At 68.6% G+C, this 26,751-nt stretch carries 24 protein-coding genes; 8 read left to right on the forward strand and 16 right to left on the reverse strand.

Features of this window, described 5'->3' with window-relative positions:
- Position 1 precedes the first annotated feature (1 nt).
- From LRS03_RS13965 to ku, 3 genes are read right to left on the reverse strand one after another with little or no spacing between them, the layout of a single operon-like run.
- Positions 2-1,060 (reverse strand): DNA topoisomerase IB, encoded by a 1,059-nt coding sequence (locus LRS03_RS13965; protein ID WP_257826119.1) that lies wholly within the window; start codon positions 1,058-1,060, stop codon positions 2-4.
- 2 nt (positions 1,061-1,062) lie between these two features.
- Complete coding sequence (gene ligD / locus LRS03_RS13970; RefSeq protein ID WP_374685060.1) at positions 1,063-3,597, reverse strand: DNA ligase D; 2,535 nt, start codon at positions 3,595-3,597, stop codon at positions 1,063-1,065.
- Positions 3,587-4,435, reverse strand: coding sequence for a non-homologous end joining protein Ku (gene ku, locus LRS03_RS13975; RefSeq protein ID WP_257826121.1), 849 nt, complete (start codon positions 4,433-4,435; stop codon positions 3,587-3,589). Before ku ends, ligD begins: the two co-directional genes overlap by 11 nt.
- 190 nt (positions 4,436-4,625) lie before the next feature.
- Between ku and LRS03_RS13980 the strand changes: the two genes are divergently transcribed.
- Genes LRS03_RS13980 through LRS03_RS13995 form a run of 4 tightly spaced genes read left to right on the forward strand, consistent with a single transcriptional unit; the run spans position 4,626 to position 9,861 of the window.
- The gene (locus LRS03_RS13980) at positions 4,626-5,201 is read left to right on the forward strand and encodes a biliverdin-producing heme oxygenase (RefSeq protein ID WP_257829559.1); all 576 of its coding nucleotides are present in this window, start codon (positions 4,626-4,628) and stop codon (positions 5,199-5,201) included.
- Positions 5,198-7,420, forward strand: a complete 2,223-nt coding sequence (locus LRS03_RS13985; RefSeq protein ID WP_257826123.1) for an ATP-binding protein — start codon at positions 5,198-5,200, stop codon at positions 7,418-7,420. Before LRS03_RS13980 ends, LRS03_RS13985 begins: the two co-directional genes overlap by 4 nt.
- Before the next feature lie 4 nt (positions 7,421-7,424).
- Positions 7,425-7,883 (forward strand): response regulator, encoded by a 459-nt coding sequence (locus tag LRS03_RS13990; RefSeq protein ID WP_257826124.1) that lies wholly within the window; start codon positions 7,425-7,427, stop codon positions 7,881-7,883.
- The gene (locus tag LRS03_RS13995) at positions 7,876-9,861 is read left to right on the forward strand and encodes a hybrid sensor histidine kinase/response regulator (protein ID WP_257826125.1); all 1,986 of its coding nucleotides are present in this window, start codon (positions 7,876-7,878) and stop codon (positions 9,859-9,861) included. Before LRS03_RS13990 ends, LRS03_RS13995 begins: the two co-directional genes overlap by 8 nt.
- Here LRS03_RS13995 and LRS03_RS14000 read toward each other — a convergent pair.
- From LRS03_RS14000 to LRS03_RS14020, 5 genes are all read right to left on the reverse strand, one after another.
- On the reverse strand, positions 9,848-12,577 hold the full coding sequence (locus LRS03_RS14000) for an EAL domain-containing protein (RefSeq protein WP_257826127.1): 2,730 nt from the start codon (positions 12,575-12,577) through the stop codon (positions 9,848-9,850). The genes LRS03_RS13995 and LRS03_RS14000 overlap by 14 nt on opposite strands.
- Positions 12,578-12,788: 211 nt before the next feature.
- On the reverse strand, positions 12,789-14,354 hold the full coding sequence (locus tag LRS03_RS14005; RefSeq protein ID WP_257826128.1) for an AMP-binding protein: 1,566 nt from the start codon (positions 14,352-14,354) through the stop codon (positions 12,789-12,791).
- 145 nt (positions 14,355-14,499) lie between these two features.
- Positions 14,500-15,633, reverse strand: coding sequence for a porin (locus LRS03_RS14010; RefSeq protein ID WP_257829560.1), 1,134 nt, complete (start codon positions 15,631-15,633; stop codon positions 14,500-14,502).
- A 202-nt stretch (positions 15,634-15,835) separates the two neighbouring features.
- Positions 15,836-16,594, reverse strand: a complete 759-nt coding sequence (locus tag LRS03_RS14015; RefSeq protein WP_257826130.1) for a TetR/AcrR family transcriptional regulator — start codon at positions 16,592-16,594, stop codon at positions 15,836-15,838.
- A 7-nt stretch (positions 16,595-16,601) separates the two neighbouring features.
- On the reverse strand, positions 16,602-17,033 hold the full coding sequence (locus LRS03_RS14020) for a VOC family protein (RefSeq protein ID WP_257826132.1): 432 nt from the start codon (positions 17,031-17,033) through the stop codon (positions 16,602-16,604).
- Positions 17,034-17,254: 221 nt separating this feature from the next.
- Between LRS03_RS14020 and LRS03_RS14025 the strand changes: the two genes are divergently transcribed.
- Entirely contained in the window at positions 17,255-17,632 is a 378-nt protein-coding gene (locus tag LRS03_RS14025) for a hypothetical protein (RefSeq protein ID WP_257826134.1), read from the forward strand.
- Between the two features lie 81 nt (positions 17,633-17,713).
- Here LRS03_RS14025 and LRS03_RS14030 read toward each other — a convergent pair whose 3' ends face one another.
- Positions 17,714-17,911, reverse strand: coding sequence for a hypothetical protein (locus LRS03_RS14030; protein WP_257826136.1), 198 nt, complete (start codon positions 17,909-17,911; stop codon positions 17,714-17,716).
- Positions 17,912-18,119: 208 nt separating this feature from the next.
- On the opposite strand from LRS03_RS14030, the gene LRS03_RS14035 reads away from it, so the two are divergent.
- Positions 18,120-19,304 (forward strand): tetratricopeptide repeat protein, encoded by a 1,185-nt coding sequence (locus LRS03_RS14035; RefSeq protein WP_257826137.1) that lies wholly within the window; start codon positions 18,120-18,122, stop codon positions 19,302-19,304.
- A gap of 101 nt (positions 19,305-19,405) precedes the next feature.
- Here LRS03_RS14035 and LRS03_RS26570 read toward each other — a convergent pair whose 3' ends face one another.
- Positions 19,406-19,837, reverse strand: coding sequence for a hypothetical protein (locus tag LRS03_RS26570; RefSeq protein ID WP_308296428.1), 432 nt, complete (start codon positions 19,835-19,837; stop codon positions 19,406-19,408).
- Between the two features lie 19 nt (positions 19,838-19,856).
- Between LRS03_RS26570 and LRS03_RS26575 the strand changes: the two genes are divergently transcribed.
- A complete protein-coding gene (locus LRS03_RS26575) occupies positions 19,857-20,438 on the forward strand; it encodes a HupE/UreJ family protein (RefSeq protein ID WP_308296429.1) in 582 nt (193 codons plus the stop codon).
- A 7-nt stretch (positions 20,439-20,445) separates the two neighbouring features.
- Here the strand turns inward: LRS03_RS26575 and LRS03_RS14045 are convergent, their stop codons facing one another.
- Complete coding sequence (locus LRS03_RS14045; RefSeq protein WP_257826139.1) at positions 20,446-20,904, reverse strand: hypothetical protein; 459 nt, start codon at positions 20,902-20,904, stop codon at positions 20,446-20,448.
- Positions 20,905-20,944: 40 nt separating this feature from the next.
- Positions 20,945-21,937 (reverse strand): alpha/beta hydrolase, encoded by a 993-nt coding sequence (locus LRS03_RS14050; RefSeq protein WP_257826141.1) that lies wholly within the window; start codon positions 21,935-21,937, stop codon positions 20,945-20,947.
- Positions 21,938-22,207: 270 nt separating this feature from the next.
- On the opposite strand from LRS03_RS14050, the gene LRS03_RS14055 reads away from it, so the two are divergent.
- Entirely contained in the window at positions 22,208-22,864 is a 657-nt protein-coding gene (locus LRS03_RS14055) for a hypothetical protein (protein WP_257826142.1), read from the forward strand.
- Positions 22,865-22,879: 15 nt separating this feature from the next.
- Here LRS03_RS14055 and LRS03_RS14060 read toward each other — a convergent pair whose 3' ends face one another.
- The 4 genes from LRS03_RS14060 to LRS03_RS14075 all read right to left on the reverse strand — a co-directional run bounded on the left by LRS03_RS14060 (position 22,880) and on the right by LRS03_RS14075 (position 26,745).
- Positions 22,880-23,425 carry a hypothetical protein gene (locus LRS03_RS14060; RefSeq protein ID WP_257826144.1) on the reverse strand — a complete coding sequence of 182 codons (546 nt, stop codon included), beginning with the start codon at positions 23,423-23,425 and terminating at the stop codon, positions 22,880-22,882.
- Between the two features lie 310 nt (positions 23,426-23,735).
- Complete coding sequence (locus LRS03_RS14065; protein ID WP_257826146.1) at positions 23,736-25,025, reverse strand: glycerate kinase type-2 family protein; 1,290 nt, start codon at positions 25,023-25,025, stop codon at positions 23,736-23,738.
- Positions 25,026-25,041: 16 nt separating this feature from the next.
- On the reverse strand, positions 25,042-25,929 hold the full coding sequence (locus LRS03_RS14070; RefSeq protein WP_257826148.1) for a 2-hydroxy-3-oxopropionate reductase: 888 nt from the start codon (positions 25,927-25,929) through the stop codon (positions 25,042-25,044).
- A 21-nt stretch (positions 25,930-25,950) separates the two neighbouring features.
- Entirely contained in the window at positions 25,951-26,745 is a 795-nt protein-coding gene (locus tag LRS03_RS14075) for an HpcH/HpaI aldolase family protein (RefSeq protein ID WP_257826149.1), read from the reverse strand.
- Positions 26,746-26,751: the final 6 nt, after the last annotated feature.

The raw sequence follows: 26,751 nt of genomic DNA on the forward strand, positions 1-26,751 counted from the left end.
CCTACCGGGGCTCTTCCCCGAGCCCCGGTGGTGCCGACCCGCTCGGCGCCGACAGAAACGCCAGCAGCCGGCACTCGGCCACCGTCAGGCCCCGGCAGCGTTTCAACACCCCTTCCGCCAAGACGCCGACGCCTCGCTGCGTCGCCAGCGCCACCACCCCCGGGTGCACATACGACTTGCGGCACACCGCCAGCGTGTTGCCCAGCAGCCCCGCCACCTCGCGCAAGACGTCGTTGGCCCGTTTGCGGCTGACCGGCCCCGGGTCCCGCAATGCGCACAACCGCGCCAGCGCATGCACGCTCGCATGCCAGGTGCGGAAGTCCTTCGCGGTGAAATCGGCGCCGCTCAGGGTGCGGATGTATTCGTTGACGTCTGACGAGCTGACGCAGCGCGTCTGCCCGCCATCGTCTTCGTACTGGAACAGGTCGTGGCCCGGCATGGCCTGGCAGGCGCGCACGATGCGCGCGACCTGCGGGTCTTCGAGCGCCACCTCGTGCCAGACCCCGCTCTTGCCGCGAAAGCGCAGGCGCAGCCGCGCGCCCTGCACCGCCGCATGCCGGTTGCGCAGCGTGGTGAGGCCGAAGGAGCCGTTCTCGCGGGCGTATTCGTCGTTGCCGATGCGCACGAGCGTGGTGTCGAGCAGCCGCACCAGCGCGGCCAGCACCGAGGCCCGGCTGCCGAGCGGCGCGCCGAGGTCGCGCTTGACCTTCGCGCGGATGCGCGGCAGCGCCTGGCCGAACTCGCGCATGCGCTCGAATTTGTGCGCGTCGCGCGCCTCGCGCCAGTCCGGGTGGTAGCGGTACTGCTTGCGGCCCCGTGCATCGCGGCCAGTCGCCTGCAGGTGGCCTTGCGGCAAGGGGCAGATCCACACCTCTTCGTAGGCCGGCGGGATCGCCAGCTTGCGGATGCGCTGCAGCGCCTGCGGGTCGCGCAGCAGCCGGCCATTCGGGTCGCGGTAGCGGAAGCTGTCGCCATCGCGCAGGCGCCGGATGCCGGGCATGGTGTCGCTGACGTAGAGCAGCCCGGGCGGCGTCGCATCGACGGTGGTGGTCGTGCGCATGTTCATCGCCCCGCTGTCGGGTCGAAACCCATCGCCTTCATCGCCCGCGCGAGGCTCTGCTTCGTCTTCGCGTAACCGGCCCAGGGCGTGTTGCCGATGGCCAGGCGCTCGGCCACGGTGTGCACTGTCCACTGCGCGCCACCCGTGAGGCCGGGCAACTCGTCCCAGGCGACCGGCACCGACACGCCCAGCCCCGGCCGCGCCCGGGCCGACCAGGCGCACACCGTGGTCGCGCCCAGGCCGTTGCGCAGATAGTCGACGAAGATGCGGCCGACGCGGTTCTTCGGGCCGCTCTTCGCCACGAAGCGGTCGGGGATCACCGAGGCCAGGTGCGCCACGATGGCCTGAGAGAAGTCCTTCACCGTGTCCCAGTCGTACTTCGGGGCGAGCGGCACCACCACATGCAGGCCTTTGCCGCCGCTTGTCTTCAGGAAGCCCGTGAGGCCGATCTCGCCGAGCATCGTGTGCACAAGCTGGGCACCTTCCTGAACCCTCGGCCACGCCACCCCCTCGCCCGGATCGAGGTCGAACACCATGCGGTCGGGCCGGTCCATTGCCCGCGTGGTCGCGTTCCAGGTGTGGAACTCGATCACGTTCATCTGCGCGGCCGACAGCAGCGCGAGCGGTGTGCCGACGGCCAGCAGCGGGTCGTGCGACGGGTACAGCGCCCGGTCGAGGATCTGGATGTGGGGAAAGCTCTTCTTCTCGGCGTGCTTCTGGAAGAAGAACTGCCCCGCCACGCCCTCGGGTGCGCGCAGCAGCGACACCGGCCGCTGCTTCAAGTGCGGCAGCATCAACTCGGCCACTTGCGCGTAGTACGCGATCAGCTGGCCCTTGGTGATGCCGCTGCCCGGGTCGATCACCCGCTCGGGGTGCGTGACGCGGAAGTCCTTCGGCAATGCCGTCCGGGCCGGCGCCGCCGCCACGTGCTGGGCCACCTCTTTGGTGATGCGCTCGGCCCGCTTGTCGCTGCGCAGCCCGTGGAACACCGCCTGGCGCACGTGGCCGCTTTTCGTCCACTCGGCGAATGCCACCTCGGCGATCAGCTTGGGCTTCACCCAATGCGGCTTCACGCGCTTGACCGTGCCCACACGCATCGGCCCATCGGTGTAGGGGCTCGTCGGGGTCTCGATCGCATCGAGCTGCTTGCGCAGCGCGGCCAGCGTCTTGTCGTCGAAGCCGCTGCCCACATTGCCGGCATAACGCAGGTGGCCCTGCGCGTCGCGCACGCCCAGCAGCAGCGAGCCGATGCCGGCGCGCGAGCCCTTGGGGTCGGTGAAGCCGCCGATCACGAACTCCTGCCGCTGGCCGAGCTTGAGCTTGACCCAGTCGGCCGAGCGGCGCGAGCGGTACGGCGCCGAGGCGCGCTTGGCGATCAATCCTTCGAGGCCCGCTTCGCGGGCCGAGGCCAGCAGTTCGCGCGGATCGGCATCGAAAGACGCACTGAACTGCACCGCGCCCGCCGCGTGCCCTTCGAGCAGCGACTGCAGCCGCTCGCGCCGCTCGCGCAACGGGTGCTCGCGCAGATCCTGACCATCGTGGAAGGGCAGGTCGAACACGTAGTACTGGATGCCCTGCGTGCGCTGCGCATCGAAGGCGTTCTGCAGCAACTGGAAGTCGGGCGTACCCGCCGGGCCCGCGACGATGATCTCGCCATCGAGCCAGCCCCAGCCGATGCCGAGCGCACGGACGGCCTTCACGAGCGTCGGCAAGCGGTGCGACCAGTCGTGCCCGTTGCGGGTGAAGCTGCGCACGTCGTCGCCGTCGATGCGCGTCACGATGCGGTAGCCGTCGAACTTGATCTCGTACAGCCAGTCGTCGCCAGGCGGCACGTCGTCGACCAGCGTGGCGAGCTGCGGGGTCAGCGACAGCGGCAGTTCAAGCCCGGACCTGCGCTTTGCGGCACGCGCCTTTGCGGGGGATTTCGCGGGAGACTTCGCCGGCGCCTTGGCCGCGACCGGGCGCTTCGTCGTGCCCACGAGCACGCTGTCGGGCAGCGCCTCGATCACGTCGAACTCGCTCGCAGGCTTGGCCTCGTCATCGGCTTCCTTGATCAGCAGCCACGGCACCTGCCGCTCGTGCTCGCGCGACTTCATGCGCACGAGCGTGAAGCCGCCGTTGAGCTTTTCGCCATGAAGCTCGAACTTGAGCTTGCCCTCTCGGTAGCCCTGGTGCGGGTCGCCGAGCGGCACCCAGGTGCCGCGGTCCCACACGATCACCGAGCCGGCGCCGTAGTGGCCTTCGGGGATCACGCCCTCGAAGCCCCCATACGACAAGGGGTGGTCTTCCACCTGCACCGCCATGCGTTTGTCGTGCGGGTCGAGGCTCGGGCCCTTGGGCACGGCCCAGCTCTTGAGCGTGCCGTCGAGTTCGAGGCGGAAGTCGTAGTGCAAGCGCCGCGCCGCATGCTTCTGCACGACGAAGCTCAAGGCCTCGCCCGACGCGCCCACCTCGCCGGCGGGCTCCGGCGTGGCGCGGAAGTCGCGCTTGCGCTGGTAGGTGGCGAGGCTGCCGGTGCCCATGGGTTCACGCCGCACGCTTCTTCTTCGGTGCCGCCTTGTGTTGGGGGTCGCGCCTGCCCTTCAGGCTCTGCTGCAGCAGGGCCGTGAGGTCGACCACATCGGCGCCCTTGGGCAGCGGCTCCTCTTCCGGTTCGAGCACTGTTTCGGTCTCGCCCGCTTCAACCTTGCGCTCCACCAGCGCCATCACCTGCTCCTTGAAGCGGTCGGCAAATTGCGAGGGGTCGAAGGGCACGGTCATGTCGTCGATCAACTCGCCCGCCATCTGCAGCTCGCGCTCACTGATGTGGTTCGCCTTCACTCCTTCCTCGGGCAGCGCGAGGTCTTCCCAGGTGCGGATCTCGTCGCTCCAGCGCAAGAGATTGAGCACCAGCGCCGGCCCGGCGGGCACCAGTGCGGCAAGGTGCTGCTTGGTGTGGATCACCACCCGCGCGAGGCCCACCCGCTCGCTCTTGCGCAAGGCCTCGCGCAGCAGCGCGTACACCTTCTGGCCCTTGCCCACCGGGGCCAGGTAGTACGGCCGGTCGAGATAGACGAACGGGATCTCGCCCATCGACACGAAGGCCTCGATCTCGATCGCCTGGGTGGAGCGCGGGTACACCGCCTCGATCTCCTCGTCGCTGAGCAGCACGTATTTGTCGTTCTCGTACTCGATGCCCTTGACGATGTTTTCCTTGGTGATTTCACGGCCGGTGCGCTTGTTGATGCGCTTGTAGCCGACCGGGTCCATGCTGCGTTTGTCGAGCCAATCGAAGTCGACCCCGCTTTCGGTGGACGCCGAATGCAGGCTCACGGGGATGTGCACCAGCCCGAAGCTGATGGCGCCTTTCCACAGTGAACGCGATGCAGTTGCCATGCGCGCAAGGCTACGGGCGCGACGCGATGAAACACCAGTCCGCAAGCGCCGATTCCGCTGTGGGAAAGCACCTACCGATCGGTAATTTTTGCAAGCTGGACTGCGGCATGGGGCTTTGCACGGTCCTCCAAAATCGGCCGACTGTTTGTCTCGACCTGGAGCTGCCGCGTTGCCCGCAGATGCATGGCTGTTGAATGAGCTGCGTGACAAGACACGCACCGAACACACACGGATCGAATCCGTGCTGCGGCTGGCGCATCCCATGAGTGCAGCTCGTTATGCGAGCGTGATGACCGGCTTCCACGAGTTCCTGCGCCGCTGGGAGCCACGCCTGGCGGCCGCCCTGCCCGCGCACCTGCGCGACTGGTCGGCCAAGCGCAGGCGCAGTGGCTTCGCCGCCGACGACCTGCGCCATCTCGACGCCCCGCACACACCTCATCTCGCGCATGCGGCCGAGCGCGCGGTGCACAGCATCCCGATGGCCGATGTGGCCGGCGCCCTGGGCTCGATGTACGTCATCGAAGGCTCGGCCCTCGGTGGCCAGGTGATCACCCCGATGCTCCGCCAGCACCTCGGCCTCACGCCCGCCCGCGGTGCGAGCTACTTCCACGGCCACGGCGCGGCCACCGGGGCGATGTGGCGCGACTTCCGCGAGGTCATCACCCGCGAACTCGGCCACGACGATACCGCCGCCCGCAGCGCCTGCCACAGCGCGCAGCGCACCTTCGTCGCGCTGTGCGAGGTGTTCGAAGGCGTGACCGCATGAGCGAAAGCCTCACCCAGCTCGACCTCGCGCAATGCGCACGCGAGCCGATCCGCGTGCCGGGGGCCATCCAGCCGCACGGCTGGATGGTCGCGCTCGATGCCAACACCCGCGCGCTCGTGGCCTACAGCGCCAACTGGAGCCGGCTGCTCGGGGAATCGGCCGATTTGCCGCAGCGCATCGAAGACGTCTTCGCGCACCTCGACTTCGAGGTCGCCGACCTGTCGCGCAACGACGGCTCGTCGTCGCTCGGCCACCTGCGTGTGGCCGGCCGTGCCCTGCACGCCAGCGCGCACCTGCGCGACGGCCTGCTCAACGTCGAACTCGAAGCCCAGCCGGAAGAGTCAGGCTCGCGCTCGCCCATCTATTCGCTGACGCGCCAGCTCTTGCCGCGCATGCAGTCGGCACAGACGGTCGAGGCGCTGTGCAAGCTGGCGGCGCAGGCGATCAAGCAGCTCACCGGCTTCGGCCGCAGCCTGGTCTACTCGTTCGACAGCGACGGCCACGGCGCCGTGCTGGCCGAGGAGATCGACGCCGGCTACGACTCCTACCTCGGCCACCACTTCCCCGGCTCCGACATCCCGCCGCAGGCGCGCGAGCTGTACAAGGTGAACCGCTTCCGCCTGATCGCCGACGCGACCTACACGCCGGTGCCGGTGCACGTGGTCGACCCGGCCTGGCACGACAGGCCGCTCGACATGTCGCTGCTGCAGCTGCGCAGCGTCTCGCCGGTGCATCTGGAGTACATGCGCAACATGGGCACGCTGGCGTCGAGTTCGGTGTCGATCATCGTGCGCGGCGAACTGTGGGGACTGATCTCGGTGCACGACCACGCGCCGCGCCGGCTCGACTACGCCACGCGCATGGCCTGCGAGCACCTGGGCCAGCTGCTGTCGCTGCAGATCGAGGCCAAGGAAGACAACGCGCGCATCTCGCAGGAAGCGGAGCTGCGCCAGTTGACGCTTGCGCTCGTGGCCCACCTCGCCGACAGCGACGCCACGCTGCAGCGCCTGGTCGACCACCCCGGCCTGCTGTTGCGCATCGCCCGTGCCGGCGGGGCAGCGGTGGTGCTCAACGACCAATGCTGGACGGTGGGCGACGTGCCCGACGAAGCGAGCCTGCACCTGCTCGTCGACTGGCTCGCCCCGAGGACCACGCACACCTTCCACACCGCGCGGCTGCCCGAACAATGCCCGCCGCTCGCCGCCCACACCGCCATCGCCTCCGGCCTGCTCGCGATCTCGATCTCGCAGGTGCACCGGCAGTACATCCTGTGGTTCCGGCCCGAGGTGGTGCAGGAGGTGCAGTGGGCCGGCGACCCGCGCAAGAACGTCGACGTGCATGGCGACGGCCGGCTGCACCCGCGGCGCAGCTTCGCCACCTGGCGCGAGGAGGTGCGCGGCCGCTCGCTCGACTGGTCGGCCGGCGAGCTGGGCGCGGCGCTGGAGCTGCGGCAGGCGCTGATCGGCATCGTGCTGCGGCGCGCCGAAGAGCTGGCCGAGGTGGCAGGCGAACTGGGCCGCGTCAACAAGGAACTCGAGGCGTTCTCGTACACCGTGTCGCATGACCTGCGCGCGCCGATGCGCCACATCGCCGGCTACGTCGACCTCGTGCTCGACGGCGAACAGCTCGGCGAGCGCTCGAAGCGCTACCTCGCCCACGTGAAAGACGCCGCCGCGTACGCCGGCCAGCTGGTCGATGCGCTGCTGGAGTTCTCGCGCATGGGCCGCTCAGCGCTGCGCCGGGTGGACGTGAAGCTCGCAACGCTCGTCGAGGACCTGGTGCGCGAGTTCGATGCACCGCAGCCGGGGCGCATCCGCTGGCACGTCGAAGGCCCGTTCGCCACGCTGTGGGGCGACGCGCTGCTGCTGCAGGTGGCGGTGCGCAACCTGGTCGGCAACGCCGTCAAGTACAGCCGCAAATGCGAGACACCCGAGATCACGCTGCGCGCCGTGAGCACCCCGGAAGGCGACGGGCTGTCGGTCAGCGACAACGGCGTGGGCTTCGAGATGAAGTACGCGAACAAGCTCTTCGGCGTGTTCCAGCGGCTGCACCAGGTCGAGGAGTTCGAAGGCACGGGCATCGGCCTGGCCAGCGTGCGCCGCATCGTCGAGCGCCACGGCGGCACGGTCAGCGCCGAAGGCGCACCCGGTCGCGGCGCGACCTTCACGCTCCTCCTTCCACGCCGCGAGACGCTGTTGTCACCCTCCCCTCCCCGTTAAGCCCATGCTCAAGCCCATCCTCCTCGTCGAAGACGACCCGCGTGACCTCGAACTCACCCTGGTGGCACTCGAACGCAGCCAGCTCGCCAACGAGGTCATCGTGGTGCGCGACGGCGCGGCGGCGCTCGACTACCTGAACCGCGAAGGCAGCCACGCCGACCGCGTGGAAGGCAACCCCGCGGTGATCCTGCTCGACCTCAAGCTACCCAAGGTGAACGGCCTCGAAGTGCTGAAGACGGTGCGTGCCACCGAGGGCCTGCGCAGCGTGCCGGTGGTGATGCTGACCTCGTCGCACGAAGAGTCCGACGTGCTGCGCAGCTACGAGCTGGGCGTCAACGCCTACGTGGTGAAGCCGGTGGAGTTCAAGCAGTTCGTCACCGCGATTGCCGACCTCGGTGTGTTCTGGGCGGTGCTCAACGAGCCGCCACCCGGTTCGCTCAAGGTGGGTCGGCGGCATGAGTGAGGCGGCGGCCACCGGCACCTGCGGGCCAGACCGCCGACTGAGCGTGCTGCTGCTGGAGGACTCGGCCTTCGACGCCGAGATCCTGCAGGAGTGGCTCAAACGCGTCTACCCGCACGTGCGCGTGACCTGGGTCGACGACGAGGCGAACTTCACGGCCTCGCTCGACCGCTTCCGTTACGACGTGATCCTGTCGGACTACCAGATGCCGCGCTACTCAGGCGGCCAGGCGCTCGACCTGGTGCGACAGCGCCACCCGCACCTGCCGTTCATCTTCGTCTCGGGCGTGATCGGCGAAGACAACGCGGTCGACATGCTCAAGCGTGGCGCGACCGACTACGTGATCAAGAACCGCCTGTCGCGCCTGCCGGTGGCGATCGACCGCGCGCTGGAAGAAGTGCGCCTGCGCGACGCCCGCGAGGCGGTGGAAGCACAGCTGCGCGACGCCGATGCGCTTTATGCGCGCGTGGTGGACTCGCTGCGCAACTACGCGGTGATCCTGCTCGACGGCGCCGGCATCGTGCGCTCGTGGAACCTCGCCGCCCAAGCCATCTTCGGCCACCGTCGCGAAGACATGCTCGGCCGCTCGATCGACCTCATCTACACCCCCGACGACCGCGAGCACGGCGTCTGGCGTCGCGAGCTGGAGACGGCCTTCGCGCTCGGCCATGCGCAGAACGACCGCTGGCTGGTGCGTGCCGACGGCAGCCGGCTGCGCGGCGAAGGGGTGATCACCGCGCTCTACAACACGCAGGGCGACCACACCGGCTTCTCGATGCTGGTGCACGACGCCACCGCCGCGTGGCGCGACGCGCAGGCACTGCGCGAGGCGAAGGAAGAAGCCGAACGCGCCAACCGCGCGAAAGACCGTTTCCTCGCGGTGCTGTCGCACGAGCTGCGCACGCCGCTCGCGCCCATCGCCGCGGCCGCGCAGCTGCTGGAGCGCACCGCCACCGTACCCGACAAGCTGGCCCACCTGCTGCCGATGATCCGGCGCAACGTGGCGCTCGAAGCGCGGCTGATCGACGACCTGCTCGACCTCACCGCCATCGGCGCCGGCAAGGTCAACCTGCGCCTGCAGCCGGTCGACGTGCACAAGCTCATCCACGCGGTGGCCGAGATGCTCGAAGGCGACTTCCAGCGCGGCGGGCTGCAGCTCGACCTGCACCTCGACGCCCCCGAGAGCGTGGTGCAGGGCGACGAGGCGCGCATCCAGCAGGTGCTGTGGAACATCATGCGCAACGCGGTCAAGTTCACCCCGAGCGGCGGGCGCGTCGAGGTGCGCTCACGGCTCGTCGGCGGCGAACTGGAGGTGAGCTGCACCGACACCGGCATCGGCATCCACACCGATGCACTGCCGCGCATCTTCCTTGCCTTCGAGCAGGCCGATGCCGACGTGTCGCGCCGCTTCGGCGGGCTGGGACTGGGGTTGGCCATCGCGCACGGGCTGGTCACCCGGCACCAGGGCAGCCTGCAGGCGCACAGCGATGGGCGCGACCGGGGCGCGGTGTTCACACTGCGCTTGCCCACCACGCAGGCGAGCAGCGCGCAGGCCGAGGCCCCCGAGGCGCACGAGGCCTCCTCACGGCCGCCGCAGTCGGTGCGCCTGCTGCTGGTCGAAGACAACCGCGACGCGGCCGATGCGCTCGGGCTCTCGCTGCACCACCTGGGCTACCGCGTCACGCACGCCTACAGCTGCGAAGAAGCGCTGACGCTGGCCGCCACGCCGCCCGGCTTCGACGTGGTGGTGACCGACCTCGGCCTGCCCGACGGCAGCGGCATCGACATCGGCCGACGCCTGCACGGCCGGCTGCCGGTGATCGCGCTCAGCGGCTACGGCACGCAAGGCGACATGCGGCAGTCGAGCGACGCGGGGTTTGCGGCCCACCTGGTGAAGCCGGTGGCCACGGCGGCGGTGCATGCGGCGGTGCAGGCTGCGCTCGAGGCGCGGCAGGCGCCAGCGCCGATCAAGCCGCCATGAGCTTGGGCGCGGCGACGGGGGCGAGGAAGGACGGCGGCGGCTCGCTGCGGGTCGCGTCGTCAAGCGGCCGCGGCTTCTCGACGCCGTAGCCCTGCACGTAATCGACGCCCAGGCCGCGCAACATCTCGATGGTGGCGTCGTTCTGCACGAACTCGGCCACGGTGCGCAGGCCCATGCGGTGCGCGATGTTGTGGATGGCCTCGACCATCGCGAAGTCGACGGCATCGCGGGCCATGTCCTTCACGAAGGCGCCGTCGATCTTCACGTAGTCGACCGGCAGGCGCTTGAGGTAGGTGAACGAGGACATGCCGGCGCCGAAGTCGTCGAGCGCAAAACGGCAGCCCAGCTCGCGCAGGCCGTTGATCATCTGCACCGCCACGTCGAAGCTCGCCACGGCGGCGGTCTCGGTGATCTCGAAGCAGATCAGCTCGGGCGACACACGGTGCTTGCGCAGCTGCTGGCGCACGAAGTCGACCAGCGTCGGGTCGGCCATCGAGGCGCCCGACAGGTTGATCGAGAAACGCGCCGGCAGCTTGTAGTGGCGCGCAAAGCCCGCGTGCATCTCCAGCGCCTTCGAGATCACCCAGCGGTCGATCGAGGGCATGAGGCCGTAGCGTTCGGCCGCCGGGATGAAGGCGATGGGCGCCACGATCTTGCCTTCGTCGTCGCGCAGACGGATCAGCACCTCGACGCTCTCGTGGCTGCTGGCGTCTTGCTGGATGGAGGCGATGCGCTGCGCGTAGAGCACGAAGCGGTCTTCGGTCAGCGCCTTCTGCAGCCGCGAGTACCAGTCGAGCTCGTCGTTTCGGGTGGCCACCGCGGTGTCGGCCTCGTCGTAGACGTGCACACGGTTGCGGCCGGCTTCCTTGGCCACGTAGCACGACGAGTCGGCCACGCGCAGCAGGTCGGAGCGGGTGTACTGATGGGCCTTGAAGGGCACCACGCCCACGCTCACCGTGAGCTGGAAGGAACGGCCTTCCCACGCGAATTGCAGTTCGCTGATGCGCCGGCGCATGGCTTCGGCCACACGCAGCGCGGGCTCCATCGGACAGGCTTCGAGGAGCACGGCGAACTCGTCGCCGCCCAGGCGGGCCAGCGTGTCCTGCTTGCGGATCTCCTGCATCAGCAGCGCCGTCACCTGCTTGAGCAGTTGGTCGCCGGCCATGTGGCCGCAGGTGTCGTTGACGACCTTGAACTGGTCGAGGTCGAGGAACATCACGACGCCGGTCTCGTTGAGGTCTTGCGTGGTGATGGCGGCGTCCAGGCGCATCTCGAACGCCGCGCGGTTGAGCAGGCCGGTGAGCAGGTCGTGGTTGGCCTGATACGACATCTCGGCGGCCAGCTTCTTGGCCGGGCTCACGTCGTGCAGCACCAGCACCGCGCCGACGGCGATGCCGTTGCGATTGAGGATGGGCGCGGCCGAGTCTTCGATCGAGCGGTGCGCGCCGTCGCGCTGCACCAGCACCGAGTCGCGCGCCGGGCGCGGCTGCGCGCCGGGGCGCGCGAACTCGTTGAGGCCGAGACCCAGGCGCTCGCGCGTGTGGGTGTGGGTGAGGCAGATCACGTCCGACACGGGCTTGCCGATCGCCTGCGCCGCGGGCCAGCCGGTCATCGCCTCGGCGGCGGGGTTGAGGTAGGTGATGCGGCCGAGGTGGTTGGTGGTGGCCACGCCATCGACGATGGAGCGCAGCGTCACCTCCAGCATTTCCTTCTCGTGGTAGACGCGCAGCTCGGCCTGTTCCTTCAGCGCCATGGTACGGCGCAGGCGCAGCGACTGGCGCGACAGCACCATCGTCATGACGATGATCAGCAGCGCGCCGAAGGTGGCGGTGGCCAGCGTCTTGGTGCGCAGCGCGTAGTAGCCTGCCATCGAGGTCGACGCCGGCACCGCGACCAGCGCGTAGAGGTCATGCCCCGGGATCGGCGTGACGGACCTGAAGCGCACGACGCCGTCGATGCTGCTGGCGGTGGGCACCATGCTGCGGTCGCTGCGGTTGACGGCGCGCACCACCTGCTCGCCGTCGATCTGGTCGCCGGCGCTGTGGCGCTCGTTGGCCAGGCGCGAGCGGAAGATGCCATCGGCACCGACCACGCCGACCGCGGTGTCCTGGCTCTCGTTGACGACGAAGCCTTCGGTCAGCAACGCGGCGTCGAAGGCCAGCAACACCGCACCGGCGAACTTGCCGTTGGGGTGCTGCAGCTGCTTGCCGCCGGGTACCAGCCAGCGCTTGAGCGCGTCGGAATACACCGGCTGCGCGATGGAGAGGTCGGTGCGAGTCCACGAACCCTGGAAATGCTGGCGGTCGGCCACGTGCTTGGCACCTGCCGGGACCGCGCCCTGCGCTTCGGTCATGCCGAGCACGTGGCCAGTCTGGTCGGCCAGCGCCATCGACAGTCGACCCGCGGGCACCAGGAGGCCGCTCTTTTCCATCGCCACCAGGTCGGCGCCGCCGTTGTTCTCCTGGTAGTGCTTGACGAGCGAGGCGGTCTGGTTGAGCTGGTCGAACAAGCGCTGCACGCGGTCGCTCAAACGCTGCGAGGCGTTGTCGACCTCGCTGTAGGCGAGCTGTACGGTGGTGGTGTAGGCACGCTCCAGCATCCACCAGGTGCCACCGCCCAGCGCAGCCAGCAGCGCACCGGCCACGCTGGCGGCGGTGACATGCAGGCGGGTGGTGGCGGGCAGGGCCCGCCAGCGGACGAGGACGTGTCGAAACATGGGCGCAGGGCCTGAAAGGAGTTCAACCGGGATATCGGGTCAGCCGGCCCAGCCTTGAGCGGGGCCGGGCAAAAGGCAAGCGACGGCGGCACAAACCGCCGCAAAGCGTGAAGAGGTTGACACACACGCCCGCCCGCGCCCACCCGATCGCCCCAGGATGGGGCCGACGCGGGGCTGACAGGCAGAACACGCGGAGTCCGCGTGGCCGACTTCAGGCCCGGCTGCGGTAGGCCTCGCGCAGCTTCTGCTTGTAGAGCTTGCCGTTGTCGAGCCGCGGCAGTTCGTCGACGAAATCGACGCTCTTCGGGCATTTGAAATGCGCGAGCTGGCTGCGGCAGTGGGCGATCAGCGCCTGCGCCAGCTCAGGCGACGACGGGTGCTGCCTGTGCAGCATCACCACCGCCTTCACTTCCTCGCCCCACTCCTCGTTGGGCACGCCGATCACGCCCGCGTCGGCGACCGCCGGGTGCGTGAGCAGCACCGCCTCCACTTCGGCGGGATAGATGTTCACGCCACCCGAGATGATGAGGTGGGCGCTGCGGTCGGTGAGGAAGAGGAAACCGTCGTCGTCGAGGTACCCCATGTCGCCCAGCGTGTAGTGCGAGCCGGCGTAGGCCTTGGCGGTCTTGGTGGGGTCTTTGTAGTAGCTGAAGCGGCCTTCGTCGGGCGCACGCAGGTACACCGTGCCCACCTCGCCTGCCGGCATCTCGCGTCCGTCTTCACCGAGGATGCGCACGTGCCCCGGCTCGGGCTGGCCCACTGTGCCGGGCTTGGCGAGCCAGGTGGGCGAATCCACCATGCAGCCCATGCCCTCGGTGGCCGCGTAGTACTCGTGCACGATGGGCCCGAGCCATTCGATCAGGCGGCGCTTCACCGTCACCGGGCACGGCGCCGCGCCATGCAGCACGTAGCGCAGCGGGCGCAGGTCGTGCCGCGTGCGCACCGCCTCGGGCAGCGCGAGCATGCGGTGGAACATCGTCGGCACCATGTGCGTGTGCGTCACGCGGTGCCGCTCGATGAGCGCCAGCGCACGCTCGGCATCCCAGCCGTCCATCATGACCACCGCGGCGCCGAACATGTTGGGCACGGCCAGCGAGAAGCTGAGCGGCGCCGCGTGGTAGAGCGGCCCGGTGCACAGGTGCACGCTCTCGCCCGGCGTGTAGGCTGCGGCGTCGCCGGTGGGGCTGCCGGCCGTCGCCGCACGCAGCACGCCCTTGGGCCGGCCGGTCGTGCCCGAGGTGTAGAGCATCGAGGTGCCGAGCTGCGGGTCAGTGACGTCTTCGGTGGCGTGGCCGGCGAGGGCCTGTTCGTAATCGTCGAAGCCCGGCACCGGGCCGCCGATCGCGAAACGTGCGCAGCCTGTCTTCTCGGCAAGCTCCTGCGCGATGCCGGCAAAGCGTGCGTCGAAGAACAGTGCCTTGGCATCGCAGTCGTTGACGATGTAGGCCGCTTCGTCGGCCGTCAGGTGCCAGTTGACCGGCGTGATGCGCAGGCCGGCGCGGCGCGATGCCCAGAACACCTCGGCGAACTCGACACGGTTGCTGCACAGGAGCGCAATGCCGTCGCCAGCCTGGACATCACACGCACGCAAGGCGCGCACGAGCTGGTTGCAGCGGGCATTCAGTTCGGCAAAGCTGCGTGATCCATGCTCGCTCAGGATGGCAGGGGCGTCGGGCATCAGCCGGGCCCACAGGGCCACCGACATGCCGCGCATCATGGCCACTGCCAGGGCTTGCTGCAGCTGGGTGGCATCGACGGCAGAGGCAACTGCGTTCATGCGATGAGTGACTCCTTGCGAAGACTCATTCTTTGCCTCGACGGCCCGCCCGCCTCATCGGGGCATACCCTGGAAAAAAGATGGGGCCGAAGCCCCATCACAAGCATGCAGCCGGACTCTCACCCCGGCACCGCCTAGAAAACGCTCAGAAGTTGTGGCTCAGGCCCGCCTGGATCGCGCGGCTGGTTCCGTTGGCCGTCGGTGCGAAACCGGATGCCAGGAAGCTCCAGCTGCCGCCGTTGTTGTTCTTGATCTGCACTGCGTTGGCATACAGCGCGGTGCGCTTGGACAAGTGATACGAGTAGCCGAGGCCGATCTGCTTGGGGTCGACGTTGGAGATGCCCTTGTCGTTCTTCTCCTGGTACGAGGCCTTGAGGGTGTTGACACCGATGGCCCACGAGAAGCCCACCAGCCAGTCGTCAACCGTGCGATCGAGTTCGACGGGGCCGGCGGTCGGGCCGAAGCGGTCCATCACCTGGCGCTGGTAGAAGAACATCGGCTTGAAGCCGCCGAACGCATACGACGCGCCGAGCGACCAGACCTTGAGGTTGTTGTCGGGCGCCACCGTCGAGGCCGACAGGCCGGCGCTGCCCTGCAGCGGACCCTTGGTGACGCCGTAGGCGCCGCTCACCAGCAGCGGGCCGCGGCGGTAGCCCGAGCCCACGCCGGTGTAGCGCGCGCCGGAGCCCTCGGCGGCGGCCACCTGCGCGTAGCCATACAAGCCCGGTACCCAGGTGGGCGGGATGTAGTAGCCGACCATGTTGCTGGCGCGCACGAGCGTCGGCATCAGCGTCGTCTGCGTGTAGAACACCTGGAAGTTCACCGCGCTCGCCACCCCGGCGCTGAAGAACGGGTCCATGTAGGTGGTGGGCACGAAGGTCGAGGTGTAGTCGCGGCCGAAGCGCACTTCGCCGAAGGGCGTGTGCAGGCTGACGGTCGACTTGCGGTTCCACGTGTGCCCGCCTGCCACCGTGGTACCGGCCGGCGTGTTGTTGGTGTTGGTGGTGGCCGCAGTGCCGGTGTCGCTGCTCGCCTGGCCTTCCATCACGAAGCTCGCGAAGTAGCCGCCACCCAGGTCTTCACGGCCGGTGAAGCCGATCTTGGTGACGTACATGCCACCGTCACGCACCTGCCACAGCGAACCGCGGCCGGTGGCACTGGCGCGTGTCACGTTGCCGTCCACGCCGCCGTACAACACCACGCCCGGCGTGGGCGGCACCTGCGCCATCACACTCGAGCACGCCGCCAATGCGGCCAAGGCCACCACCGATCGCTTCATCACGTTGTCTCCAGTCCTTGTTCATCCCACCTCGCTGTGCGCGTTGGCGGGTGCCGTCACTACGCTGTGATCCCGGTCGCTCGGTGCCGTCTTGGGCGCGCACCTTAGTAGACAAATGGTCTACAAATCGACCTGGCAGCTCAAGCGAGGGGAATCCCTCCACTGCAGTGCATCAAGCAGAACATCGCCTGAGGCGAAGCCGTCAACGCCCGGTGGATGCGCGCTTTCGGGTGGCCCGGGGCGTGGGCGTCTTCGGGTTCTTCCTGGGCGGAACCGACAAGGTCATGTCGCTTGCCGACAACGCCGCGGGTTTGCCCTTCGTCGTCCTGCCCGAAGCGTGGTGCGCGCCGAAGCGGCGTGCCAGCGCGGCCCAGCCGCCGAGCACGAATTCGCTCCAGACATCTGCGCTCATCTCGGGCGAGAACCCGAAGCGGCGCAGCCCGCGCGCTGCAGCCGCGGGTGCGTTGATGGTGATGACGGCGATCACCTGTGCCACCTCGGGCGGCACCTCGTAGGTCCGGATCGACTTCTCGACGAAGAAGCGTGTGCTCTCCATGCGCTCGATGCGATCGCGCTCCTGCAGCAACTCGATCGCCGAACGATCGCTGAACAGCTCGCGCAGGATGGCCCCGCGTTCGTGCAGGTACTCGAAGGCCTGGCGCGTGGACACACGCACCACCCGCTCGAACGGCGCATCGGGCGCGAACGCGGCGAGGCCGCGCCCCCGCAACACACCGAACTCGCGTTCGAGCAGCGCTTTCAACAGCTCGTCACGACTCGAGAAGTGTCGGTAGATGAGCGCCTTGCTGATGCCGGCGGCCGCCGCCACCTCGTCGAGCGTGCAATGCGCGAGCCCACGGCCGAGGATCAGGCCGGTGGCGCTGTCCATGATCTGCGTGCGCCGCTCCAGCGCGGTGAGGCGCAGTTTCGGTGCGGCGCGCGGTGCCGCCTTGCGGACCATGCCGGCGTCAGGCCGCGCGGTTCGTGGCCTGCAGCAGCTCGATCAGGTGGCCATCAGGGTCTTTCGCAAAACCGACGACCGCGTTGCCCAGGCCCGGCACCGGCGCCGGCTCGCGCACCACCTCCAGGCCTTCGTCGCGAAAGCGCTGTGCGACCGCCGTCGGGTCGGGCACGTAGAAGACGAGCTTGATGCCGTTGCTGCCATAGTGGCGCTCGGAGCCGTCGGTCCAGTGCATCAGCACGATGGCCGAGCCGCGGCTGCCTTCCAGGCCGAGCACGATCTCGTCCATGTAGGGCAGTCTGAAGGTCTGCAGTTGCTTCATGCCCAGCACCCGCATGTAGAAATCGGCCGAACGCTGCAGGTCACGCACACCGATTCCGATGGCGCCCAGGGTGCCGTTCGACGTGACGTTCGGGGCGGCGGATGTCTCGGTGCTCATGGAAGTCTCCCAGGGGTGGTTGAAGTCGGGCGGCAATCTAGCACCCGCCCCAAACGCGGGCGTTGCGTCCAGCCGAACGAGAGCTTTTGCACAGAGCACGGACACCTTTCATGCGAGTGTCACAAGAGCACCCATGTGCACACCCTCAACTCGGTGGAAGAACCCACAACACGGCGTTTTCTGACATCCGTTACACGCCTGAGATGTCTATGCTTTCGCCCATGGATGACATCAACGCCTCGCTGAACAAGCTGAGCCTTCTGCAGATGGTCTTCGCGTGGACCTTCGTCGCCTGCTACGCGCTGGCGCTCGGAGGCATGCTCGAAGCCCGCGGCAGCCGGCGTGCTGCCGCGACGGCGGTGCTCGCAGCGGTGCTCTTCTGCGCCTTCGCCGACAACTGGGTGCATGGCGCGCTGCTGGTGATGTTTGCCGTGGCCGGCATGGGCCTCTTCGTCGCCGCGGCCTGGGTGCTGGCGCGCCTGGCGGACTGGTTCGTGCGTCGTGGCACGCCTGCCGAGCCGGCACCCGTGGCGCCCCCTCGGCCGAAGCCGCAGCCGCTCGGCGTCATGCTGCGCGCCCTGTGGCGCTGGGAAGCCTGAAGAGACCACGAGAACTTCCCGTTAGCCCACAAAAAAGGGCAGGTGCGAGGCACCTGCCCTTTTGCATGAAGCCGAAGCGAATTACTTCTTGGCTTCTTCCTTCTTCTCGGCCTTCTTTTCAGCCTTCTTCTCGGCCTTCTTGGCGGCGCTGGCAGCCGGCTTGGCTTCGGCGGGCTTGGCGTCCTTGGCAGGAGCGGCACCAGCGTGCGAAGCAGCCTGGGCGCCGACGGCGGTCAGGGCGAAAGCGGCAACGATCAGGGAAGAGAGAAGCTTGCTCATAGGTATTTCCTTGGGTGGTTGATACACAGACACTGGCTCGCCATTCCGCAACGGCTCGCCGTGTCGGAATCAGCCCCACGCCAATGAACCGGATGAAGCTGACACCAGCCACAACGGCGGCTGGCCTCATCCGTTGACAGGGCCGGCGCGCATTCTCACGCCAATCGTGACGCGATTGCTACCATCCGCGCTCGCTTCCGTGGGCGCCATGCAACTGACCGAAACGATTCGCCACACCTTGCTGCTGCTGGCGCTCCCCGCGGGAGCCGCGTGGTCGGCGCCTTACCTCCCGGCCTCTGACGCCGACCTGCTGGAAACCCTGAGTACCCGCGCCGCCGACCCTCGTGCGCGTGAGATGCGCGAGTTGCGGGCCAGCCTGTCGCGAAACCCGACCGACGCCGCGCTGGCCGTTCGGCTGGCCCGCCGTTACTACGAAGAAGTGGCCGCCGAAGGCGACCCGCGCTACATCGGCTACGCCCAGGCAGCGCTCGCCCCGTGGTGGAAGCAACCCGCCCCGCCGCCCGCCGTGCGGGTAATGCGTGCCGTGCTGCTGCAGTTCAACCACCACTTCGACGCGGCGCTGGCCGACCTCTCCGCCGCCGCTGCACAAGACCCCACCCTGGCCGACGCGTGGAGCTGGCAGGCCGCCATCCACCTCGTGCGCGGCGACTACCCCGCCGCCCGCAGCGCCTGCGAGCGCCTGGCCGAGCGGGTCACGCCTCTCATCGGCACGGCGTGCCTGGCCAGCGTCGATTCGGTCAACGGCCGCGCCGCGGCCGCAGCCGATGCCCTGCAGAAGGCACTCGCGGCACACCCCACGGCTGCACCCGACGAGCAACTGTGGGCCTTGACCCGCCTGGCCGAAACCGAAGAGCGCCGTGGCCGCCACGCCGAGGCCGAGGTGGCCTACCGGCGCGCCCTCGCCCTCAAACTCACCGACGGCTACCTGCTTGCCGCCTACGCCGATTTCCTGCTCGACCGCCAGCGCCCCGCCGAGGTGCTGACGCTTCTCGACGGCAAGGGCCGATCCGACCTGCTGCTGCTGCGCCTCACGCTGGCCGCCAAGGCCCTGCAACACCCCTCGCTGAAAGCCTGGCAGGCCGATCTCTCGGCCCGCTTCGACGCCGCCCGGCGTCGTGGCGACGCCACGCACGAGAAGGAGGAATCGCGCTTCGCGCTCGGCGTGCTGGGCGACCCGGCGCGTGCGCTCGATCTGGCCCGTCGCAACTACGCCGTGCAGCGCGAGCCGGCCGATGCCCGTGCCCTGCTCGAAGCCGCCATCGCCGCACGCGAGCCCACGGCCGCCGAGCCGGTGCTGCAGTGGATGGCCAGCTCGCGCATCGAAAGTGTGGTGCTGCAATCGCTGGCCGACCGGCTGAAGGGCGTGCGATGAAGCCGTTTGCGCGCTGGCTGTGCGCCCTGCTGGTGGCCCTGTGCGGCGGTGCCGTTCACGCCCACAAGCCGTCCGACAGCTACCTCATGATCCGCACGGATTCACAAGGCTTCAGCGGCCAGTGGGACATCGCCCTGCGCGACCTCGACTTCGCGATCGGCCTCGATGCCGATGGCGACGGCCGCATCACCTGGGGCGAAACCCGCGCCAAACACCCCGAGATCGCCGCCTATGCGCTGGCCCGCCTCTCGCTGCAGGCCGACGGCCAGCCCTGCCGGCTGGACGTGCCGCAACAGCTGGTCGACCGCCACACCGACGGCGCCTACAGCGTGCTGCAGCTGGCGATCCGCTGCCCCGTGCCGGCGCCCACGCGCCTGACACTCGACTACCGGCTCTTCGCTGAACTCGACCCGCAGCACCGCGGCCTGCTGAACCTCACCACCCCCGCCGGCGCGCGCAGCGCCGTCTTCGGCCCCGAGGCGGCGCGGCAAAGCTTCGAAGCTCGCCACGATCACCCGCTGGTCGCAATTCATCGACTACGCCCGCGAAGGCGTGTGGCACATCTGGATCGGCTTCGACCACATCCTCTTTCTCGTGTCGCTGCTGCTGCCCGCGGTGCTGCTGTGGCGCAAGCCGCGCTGGGAGCCGGCGAAGAGCTTCCGCGCCTCGTTCTGGGACGTGGCCAAGATCGTGACCGCCTTCACCGTGGCGCACTCGATCACGCTGTCGCTCGCCACGCTCGGGTGGATCTCGCTGCCGTCGCGCTGGGTCGAGTCGGCCATCGCGGCCTCGGTGGTGCTGGCCGCGCTCAACAACCTGCGCCCGGTGGTCGAAGGCCGGCGCTGGCTGGTCGCCTTCTGCTTCGGGCTCATCCACGGCTTCGGCTTTGCGAGCGTGCTGCAAGACCTCGGCCTGCCGGCCGACGCGCTGCTGCTGGCACTCGTCGGCTTCAACCTCGGCGTCGAAGCCGGGCAGCTTGCGATCGTGGCACTCTTCCTGCCGGTCGCGTTTGCCTTGCGCCGGCATTGGATCTACCGCCGCGTGATCTTTCTCGGCGGCTCGCTCCTGATCGCACTGCTTGCGGGGGTGTGGTTCATCGAGCGTGTGGGCGATCTGAAGCCGCTGCCGTTCTAGTCTTGAACTAGCGCCTGAACCACAGCGCGCCCGGCCGCGTGAAGACGAGCGCCATCGCCGCGAAGTCGAGCAGCGAGGACAGCGCGTAGCCGATGGTCTCGGTCAGCGTGAGCGGCTCCCCATCGCCCACCGGCATGAGCATCAGCAGAAGCGCGACGACGGCCAGCGCGAGGTAGACGATTCGGGCCCAGTTGTGGCCGCGGTAGATCATCACGTTGAGCCATGCACTGAGGGCGAGCGCCCCGAAGGTGATGCCGGCCAGCACCGCATCGACCGCCGGCGCATGCTCGGACGGGTCGCCCTCGGCGCGCAGTGCATACACCGACAGCGCAGCACCGAGGGTGAAGCTCAGCCACAGCAGCACCGAGGCCCAGCGCACCTGGGGCGGCCGTTCGCTGAGCGCGCGTTCGGCCTCCACATCGCGCAAGTCGGTGGTCGGGGGTGCGTAGCGTCGGTCTTCCTGCATGCACCGACGATACACAAGCACGAGGCCGGGACGGCCGCGCTCAGCGCTTCGAGTTGAGCCACGCCACGATGTCGCGCTCGACCTCGTCGCGGTTGGTCTCGTTCAGGATCTCATGCCGCGCACCGGGGTAGAACTTGTGCTGCACATCGGTGAGGCCGTTGCGCTGGTAGTTGGCCAGCAGGATCTTCAGGCCCGCGGTGTTGCCGCCCACCGGGTCCTGGTCACCGGAGACGACGTAGATCGGCATGCCCTTCGGGATGCGCGCTTCGTTGACGGGGTTCCAGAGATCACGCAGACCGGTGAAGAAATCGGCCACCAGCTCGTTGCTGAACGCGAAGCCGCAGGTCGGGTCGTCGGTGTATTTCTTCACCTCGGCCACATCGCGGCTCAGCCACTCGAATCCGGCTTTGCCGGTAAAGGGCTTGTTGAACGACTCGAAAACCGAGGCGAACACCGGCGAGGGCCCGAGCGGGTCTTTCTTCGCCAGGTCGCGCACCGCGGCCACAGTCTGGTCGGCGTTGGCCAGCACGCCGTTGCTGCCCGAGAGCACCACGCCGGCGACCGCGTTGCCGTAGCGCTGCACGTAGTCCTGCGCGATGAACGAGCCCATGCTGTGCCCGAGCAGGTAGACCTTGAGCCCCGGGTGCTGCCGCTTGATGTGGTCGGTGAGCGCCTTCTCGTCGCTCACGAACTTGTTCCACGCGTCCGGGCCGGCATCGCCCAGCGCCTTGGTGCGCACGCGGGTGTTGGCATGGCCGCGGTGGTCGTCGGCGTAGACCAGCCAGCCATCGCGGTTGAGGTGGCGCGCAAACCGGTCGTAGCGGGCACTGTGCTCAGCGGCGCCGTGAATGATCTGCACCACGCCTTTGGGCGTGCCGCTCACCGCCAGCCAGCGGCGCACGAACAGCGGCGTGCCGTCGGCCATCGGCAGCGTGAAGCTGGGTACGGGGGTGGGCCCGAGCGTGCCGCAGGCGGGCAGGCCCAGCGCGCCAACGCTGGCCAGGGCAATGAGGTGGCGGCGGGATTTCATCATTCGGTGTCTCCTGGGGTGGACGGCCTGTGCGGCGCATGGGCGGGGTGAAAACGACACAAACGAAAACATTTGCCTTCAATGCGCGCCTTACGTTTTTTCGTTTTGAATCGAATCCGCTCGTTTCTATGCCAGCTGGCCGTGGCGCACAAGAGGAATGACATGTGCTTGACGACAGCCGGGAGCACCGTGTTAGCCCGCCTTCAACCCGAGATTGATGCGCAGGACAATCACAACTGCACACAAGTGCACATTCAGGGAGCGTTCAGGGAGATGGACAAACTGCTGCTGAGCTACGCGCACCTGATGGCGACCTGCCTCGCACTCGGGGTGATCATGACGACCGACCTGCGGCTCCTGGCCAAGATGGCGCGCTACCGCTGCATCATCCGGCCGCCCCGCCGTTTCGAGATGCAGGTGATCGCGTTGGCGCTCCTCGCGCTGTGCGTGTCGGGCGCGGGGTCGATCGCCCTCGGTCTGTCGACCTCACCCGAGTACCTCGACAACCCCAAGCTGCAGGCCAAGCTACTGCTGGTGGCCCTCTTGTGCGCCAACGCCTTCGTGCTACACCGCATCACCTTCCCGCGCCTGGCCAAGCCGCACCGCGTGTCGGGCTGGACCTGGCGCGACCACCTCAGCGTGGCGCTGCCGGTGGCCTTGTCGAACACGCTGTGGCTGTACTGCGCGTTTCTCGGCGTGGCGCGCAGCTGGAACAACACCCGCTCGATGGCCGAGGTGCTGCTGCCGGCGCTGGTGCTGTATGGGCTGGCCGCCGCGGGCATCCTGGCCGCGCTGCGGGTGGCCGCACGCGACGAGCCGCAGACGCCGCCCGACTGGATCGACTCGATGAAGGCACGCCTGAGCGACCACGCGCCGCTCGGTGGTTATCGCGCCCCCTTCGAAGACTCGCAGCAGCCCGGGCCGGGCTGAGCTGCGAGGCCGGGCTCAGGCGGAGCGGCGCGGGCGTTGCTTGTCGGCCAGGCGCTGCGCGTCGGCGCGCTTGGCACGCGTGGCATCGCGCCGGTAGGTCGCTTCGGCGTCTTCGCGCAACTTGATCGCACGCGCAAGCGCATCCTCGAAACGCTGCACGGTGTAGGTGTTCTCGTTGCCGATGTAGATCGTGCTGCGGCGCGGCACCATGCCGTAGCGCGGCAAGGACACCGACAGGTTGCACTCGCGCACCTTGGCCCCCGGGCGCTGCCGCACGATCGGGCCGGAGATGCCCACGGGCAGGTCGGTGGTCTTGTTCTCGCTCGGCTTGCGTTGCAGGCGCGAAGGGGCCGGCAGTTTGGCGATGCGCTTGAGCAGCTCCTCGGTGGCGGCCTTCAGCGACGCCGCAGCACCGCTGCCGTCGGTGGTGCCGTCAGAGAAGAGCTTGGTGCCGCCGTAGCGGAGTTGCCAGCCGTGCGTGGCACGGTGATCGATGCGCTGAATGCCCTGCGGGACTTTGAAGCGCTTGCCCGAAAAAATAACGACGTCTCTGGTCTTCATGAGGTTCCAAATGCTTCTTAGGTGAACCTCCCTGCGTTGGCTAGTGTAGGGAGGGCAACGCACGAACGGTGTATCGGTCCGATCAAATGCCCTGACATGTGTGGGTCATTCGCCGCATCGGTGCGCGCATGCCGTTTGCCCCTGCCCGAATGTCGCCGCGGCGACGATCTCTGCCAACGACACACCGGCCCATGCCGCGCGGCCCGCGCGAGTGGCCACACTCACTTCACGAGTCAGCATCTCCCTGGCGAACGCAGATGTGACCGTTTGCAAGTTCAATGGCGATGACAAAACTTCTGGAGCTGGGCATCTACAGAATCAGCAGCGCACGGAAGTCGTTGACGTTGGTGTAGGTCGGCCCAGTCACGACCAGATCGTCGAGTGCGGAGAAGAAGCTCCACGCATCATGCGACGCGAGGTACTCGTCGGGCTTGCGGCCGAGGGCCATCGCCCGCGCGAGCGTGTCGGGCGTGACGATCCCGCCGGCGTTGCTCTCGATGCCGTCGATGCCGTCGGTGTCGCCTGCCAGTACCCACACCCCCGGCTCGCCTTGCAGCGCGACGGCGCAGCCGAGCAGGAACTCGGTGGCACGCCCGCCGCGCCCGCGCGAGTGTTGGCCGACGGTGACGGTGGTCTCGCCACCGCTCAAGAGGACACACGGCCTGGTGAAGGGTTCGCCATGCCGCGCCACCGCGCGGGCGAGGGCCGCGTGCACCTTGCCGACCTCGCGTGACTCGCCTTCGATCTCGTCGCTCAACACATGCGACGTGACACCGGCCGCACGCGCCACCTGCGCGGCCGCCTGCAGGCTCGCCTGGGGTGTGGCGATCATCGCGAGCGTGTTGCGCGCAAGGCGCTCGTCACCGGGCTTGGGCGTTTCGAAAGCGCCGGTGCGCAGGCCTGCCGCGGCGACCGCCGGCACGTCGATGCCATAGCGCTGCAAGATGCCGAGCGCCTCGCGGCAGGTGCTGGGGTCGGCGACCGTCGGGCCGCTGGCGACCACGCTCGGGTCGTCGCCGGGCACGTCAGAGATGAGCAGCGAGACCACCTGCGCCGGCGCGCACATCGCCGCCAGGCGCCCGCCCTTGATTGCCGACAGGTGCTTGCGCACGCAGTTCATCTCGGTGATGTTGGCGCCGCTCTTGAGCAGGGCCTGGTTGATGCGCTGCTTGTCTTCGAGCGTGAGGCCTTCGGCCGGCATGCTCAGCAGCGCCGAGCCGCCGCCGGAGATGAGGCACAGCACCAGGTCGTCGGGCGTCAGGCCCTGCGTCAGCGCGGCGATGCGACGTGCCGCCTGAGCGCCGGCTTCGTCGGGCACCGGGTGTGCCGCTTCGACGACCTCGATGCGGCCGGGCCGGGCCTTGTAGGCCGGCGGCACATGGTCGTAGCGCGTGACGACCAGGCCCGAGATCGGCTTGTCGGTCGGCCACAGCGCATCCACCGCCGCGGCCATCGCCCCGCCCGCCTTGCCGGCACCGATCACCACCGTGCGGCCTTTCGGCGGCGGCGGCAGGTGCGGCGCGATCACGCGCTCAGGCTGCGCCGCGGCAATGGCGGCATCGAAGAGGGAGCGGAGGAACGCGCGCGGGTCGAGGCTCATGCCGGGATTCTGAACCTCAGGCGTCGGGCATCACCGTGTGGTCAGCCATCAGCTCCAGGGCCTTCACGAGCGCCGAATGGTCGAGCTCGGCCCCGCCGTGCGCCGCCACCGCCTGCATCAGCTGGGCTGCGCCCGCCGTCTGCGGCAGCGCGACACCCAGCGTGCGCGCGCCCTGCAGCGCGAGGTTCAGGTCCTTCTGGTGCAGGCCGATGCGAAAGCCGGGGTTGAAGGTGCGCTTGATCATGCGCTCGCCATGCACTTCGAGGATGCGGCTGGCCGCAAAGCCGCCCATCAGCGCCTGGCGCACCTTGGCCGGGTCGGCCCCAGCCTTGCTCGCGAAGACCAGCGCCTCGCTCACGGCAGCGATGTTGAGCGCCACGATGATCTGGTTGGCGACCTTGGTCGTCTGGCCGTCGCCCACGCCACCGACGAGCGTGATGTTCTTGCCCATCTTCTCGAAGAGCGGCTTCACGCGCTCGAAGGCCGATTCCTTGCCACCGCACATGATGGTGAGCGACGCTGCCTTCGCGCCGACCTCGCCGCCCGACACCGGCGCGTCGACGTAGTCGCAGCCGAGCGCTTCGATCTTCCTGGCGAACTCTTTCGTGTCCATCGGCGAGATCGAAAGCTTCATGTCGACCACGAGCTTGCCCTTGGAGAGGCCGGCAGCCACGCCCTTCTCGCCGAAGAGCACCTTCGCCACGTCGGGCGTGTCGGGCAGCATGAGGATCACGACCTCGGCGGATTGCGCGACCGTCGCCGCATCGGGGCAGTTGATCGCCTTCTCGGCGATCTCGCCCGGCGGCTGGCTGCGCGTGTGGACGAAGAGCTCGTGGCCTGCGGCGATGAGGTGGCCGCACATGGGCGCGCCCATGATGCCCAGGCCGATGAATCCAACCTTCATGGTGATGTCCTCGAATCGAAATCAGTAGGAGCCGGAGCCCGCATCGCTGGGCGCACGGCCCGCCTTCATCTTGCCGACCACCGCCTGCGCGCCAGCCGCCATCAGCCGCGCATCGGAGCCGACGGTGACGAACTGGAATCCCTTGGCGATGCGCGCGAGTGCCACCTCGGGCGCGCCGTTGTGGATGCCCGCCACCACGCCATGCGCTTTGGCCCGCGCGAGGATGTGGTCGATGGCTTGCGCGGCTTTCGGGTCCACCTCGTCGAAGGTCGGCTTGCAGCCGAGCGCGAGCGACAGGTCGGAGGGGCCGATGTAGATCGCGTCCAACCCCTCCACGCTCAGGATGTCGTCGAGGTTGTCGAGTGCCTGCGCCGTCTCGATCATCGCGAAGCGCACGATGGTGTCGTTGGCATGCTGCGGGTAGTCGGCGCCGCCGTAGAGCAGTGCACGCACCGGGCCGAAGCTGCGCGTGCCCTTGGGCGCGTAGCTGGTGTAGGCCACGAGCTTCTGCGCGTCTTCGCGCGTGCTGACCATCGGGCAGATCACGCCGTAGGCCCCCGCATCGAGCGTCTTCATCAGGATGCCGGGCTCGAGCCAGGGCACACGCACCAGCGGCACCGTGGGGGTGGTGGAGATGGCCTGCAGCATGACGACCATCGCCTGGTAGTCGACCACGCCGTGCTGCAGGTCGATGGTGAGCGTGTCCCAGCCCTGGTGGGCCATGGTCTCGGCGGAGAAGCTGTTGGGGATGGCGAGCCAGCCGTTGACGGCGGCCTCGCCGGCTTGCCACATCGTGCGCAGGCGGTTTTCTCTCATGGGTGT

This window comes from Rhizobacter sp. J219 (assembly GCF_024700055.1).
Lineage (GTDB): Bacteria > Pseudomonadota > Gammaproteobacteria > Burkholderiales > Burkholderiaceae_C > Rhizobacter.

Coding starts and splice junctions, on each gene's coding strand:
- LRS03_RS13965 (WP_257826119.1), bottom strand. CDS start 1,060: ATGCGCACGACCACCACCGTCGATGCGACGCCGCCCGGGCTGCTCTAC.
- ku (WP_257826121.1), bottom strand. CDS start 4,435: ATGGCAACTGCATCGCGTTCACTGTGGAAAGGCGCCATCAGCTTCGGG.
- LRS03_RS13985 (WP_257826123.1), top strand. CDS start 5,198: ATGAGCGAAAGCCTCACCCAGCTCGACCTCGCGCAATGCGCACGCGAG.
- LRS03_RS13990 (WP_257826124.1), top strand. CDS start 7,425: ATGCTCAAGCCCATCCTCCTCGTCGAAGACGACCCGCGTGACCTCGAA.
- LRS03_RS13995 (WP_257826125.1), top strand. CDS start 7,876: ATGAGTGAGGCGGCGGCCACCGGCACCTGCGGGCCAGACCGCCGACTG.
- LRS03_RS14000 (WP_257826127.1), bottom strand. CDS start 12,577: ATGTTTCGACACGTCCTCGTCCGCTGGCGGGCCCTGCCCGCCACCACC.
- LRS03_RS14005 (WP_257826128.1), bottom strand. CDS start 14,354: ATGAACGCAGTTGCCTCTGCCGTCGATGCCACCCAGCTGCAGCAAGCC.
- LRS03_RS14010 (WP_257829560.1), bottom strand. CDS start 15,633: ATGAAGCGATCGGTGGTGGCCTTGGCCGCATTGGCGGCGTGCTCGAGT.
- LRS03_RS14015 (WP_257826130.1), bottom strand. CDS start 16,594: ATGGTCCGCAAGGCGGCACCGCGCGCCGCACCGAAACTGCGCCTCACC.
- LRS03_RS14020 (WP_257826132.1), bottom strand. CDS start 17,033: ATGAGCACCGAGACATCCGCCGCCCCGAACGTCACGTCGAACGGCACC.
- LRS03_RS14025 (WP_257826134.1), top strand. CDS start 17,255: ATGGATGACATCAACGCCTCGCTGAACAAGCTGAGCCTTCTGCAGATG.
- LRS03_RS14030 (WP_257826136.1), bottom strand. CDS start 17,911: ATGAGCAAGCTTCTCTCTTCCCTGATCGTTGCCGCTTTCGCCCTGACC.
- LRS03_RS14035 (WP_257826137.1), top strand. CDS start 18,120: ATGCAACTGACCGAAACGATTCGCCACACCTTGCTGCTGCTGGCGCTC.
- LRS03_RS26570 (WP_308296428.1), bottom strand. CDS start 19,837: ATGAATTGCGACCAGCGGGTGATCGTGGCGAGCTTCGAAGCTTTGCCG.
- LRS03_RS14045 (WP_257826139.1), bottom strand. CDS start 20,904: ATGCAGGAAGACCGACGCTACGCACCCCCGACCACCGACTTGCGCGAT.
- LRS03_RS14050 (WP_257826141.1), bottom strand. CDS start 21,937: ATGATGAAATCCCGCCGCCACCTCATTGCCCTGGCCAGCGTTGGCGCG.
- LRS03_RS14055 (WP_257826142.1), top strand. CDS start 22,208: ATGGACAAACTGCTGCTGAGCTACGCGCACCTGATGGCGACCTGCCTC.
- LRS03_RS14060 (WP_257826144.1), bottom strand. CDS start 23,425: ATGAAGACCAGAGACGTCGTTATTTTTTCGGGCAAGCGCTTCAAAGTC.
- LRS03_RS14065 (WP_257826146.1), bottom strand. CDS start 25,025: ATGAGCCTCGACCCGCGCGCGTTCCTCCGCTCCCTCTTCGATGCCGCC.
- LRS03_RS14070 (WP_257826148.1), bottom strand. CDS start 25,929: ATGAAGGTTGGATTCATCGGCCTGGGCATCATGGGCGCGCCCATGTGC.
- LRS03_RS14075 (WP_257826149.1), bottom strand. CDS start 26,745: ATGAGAGAAAACCGCCTGCGCACGATGTGGCAAGCCGGCGAGGCCGCC.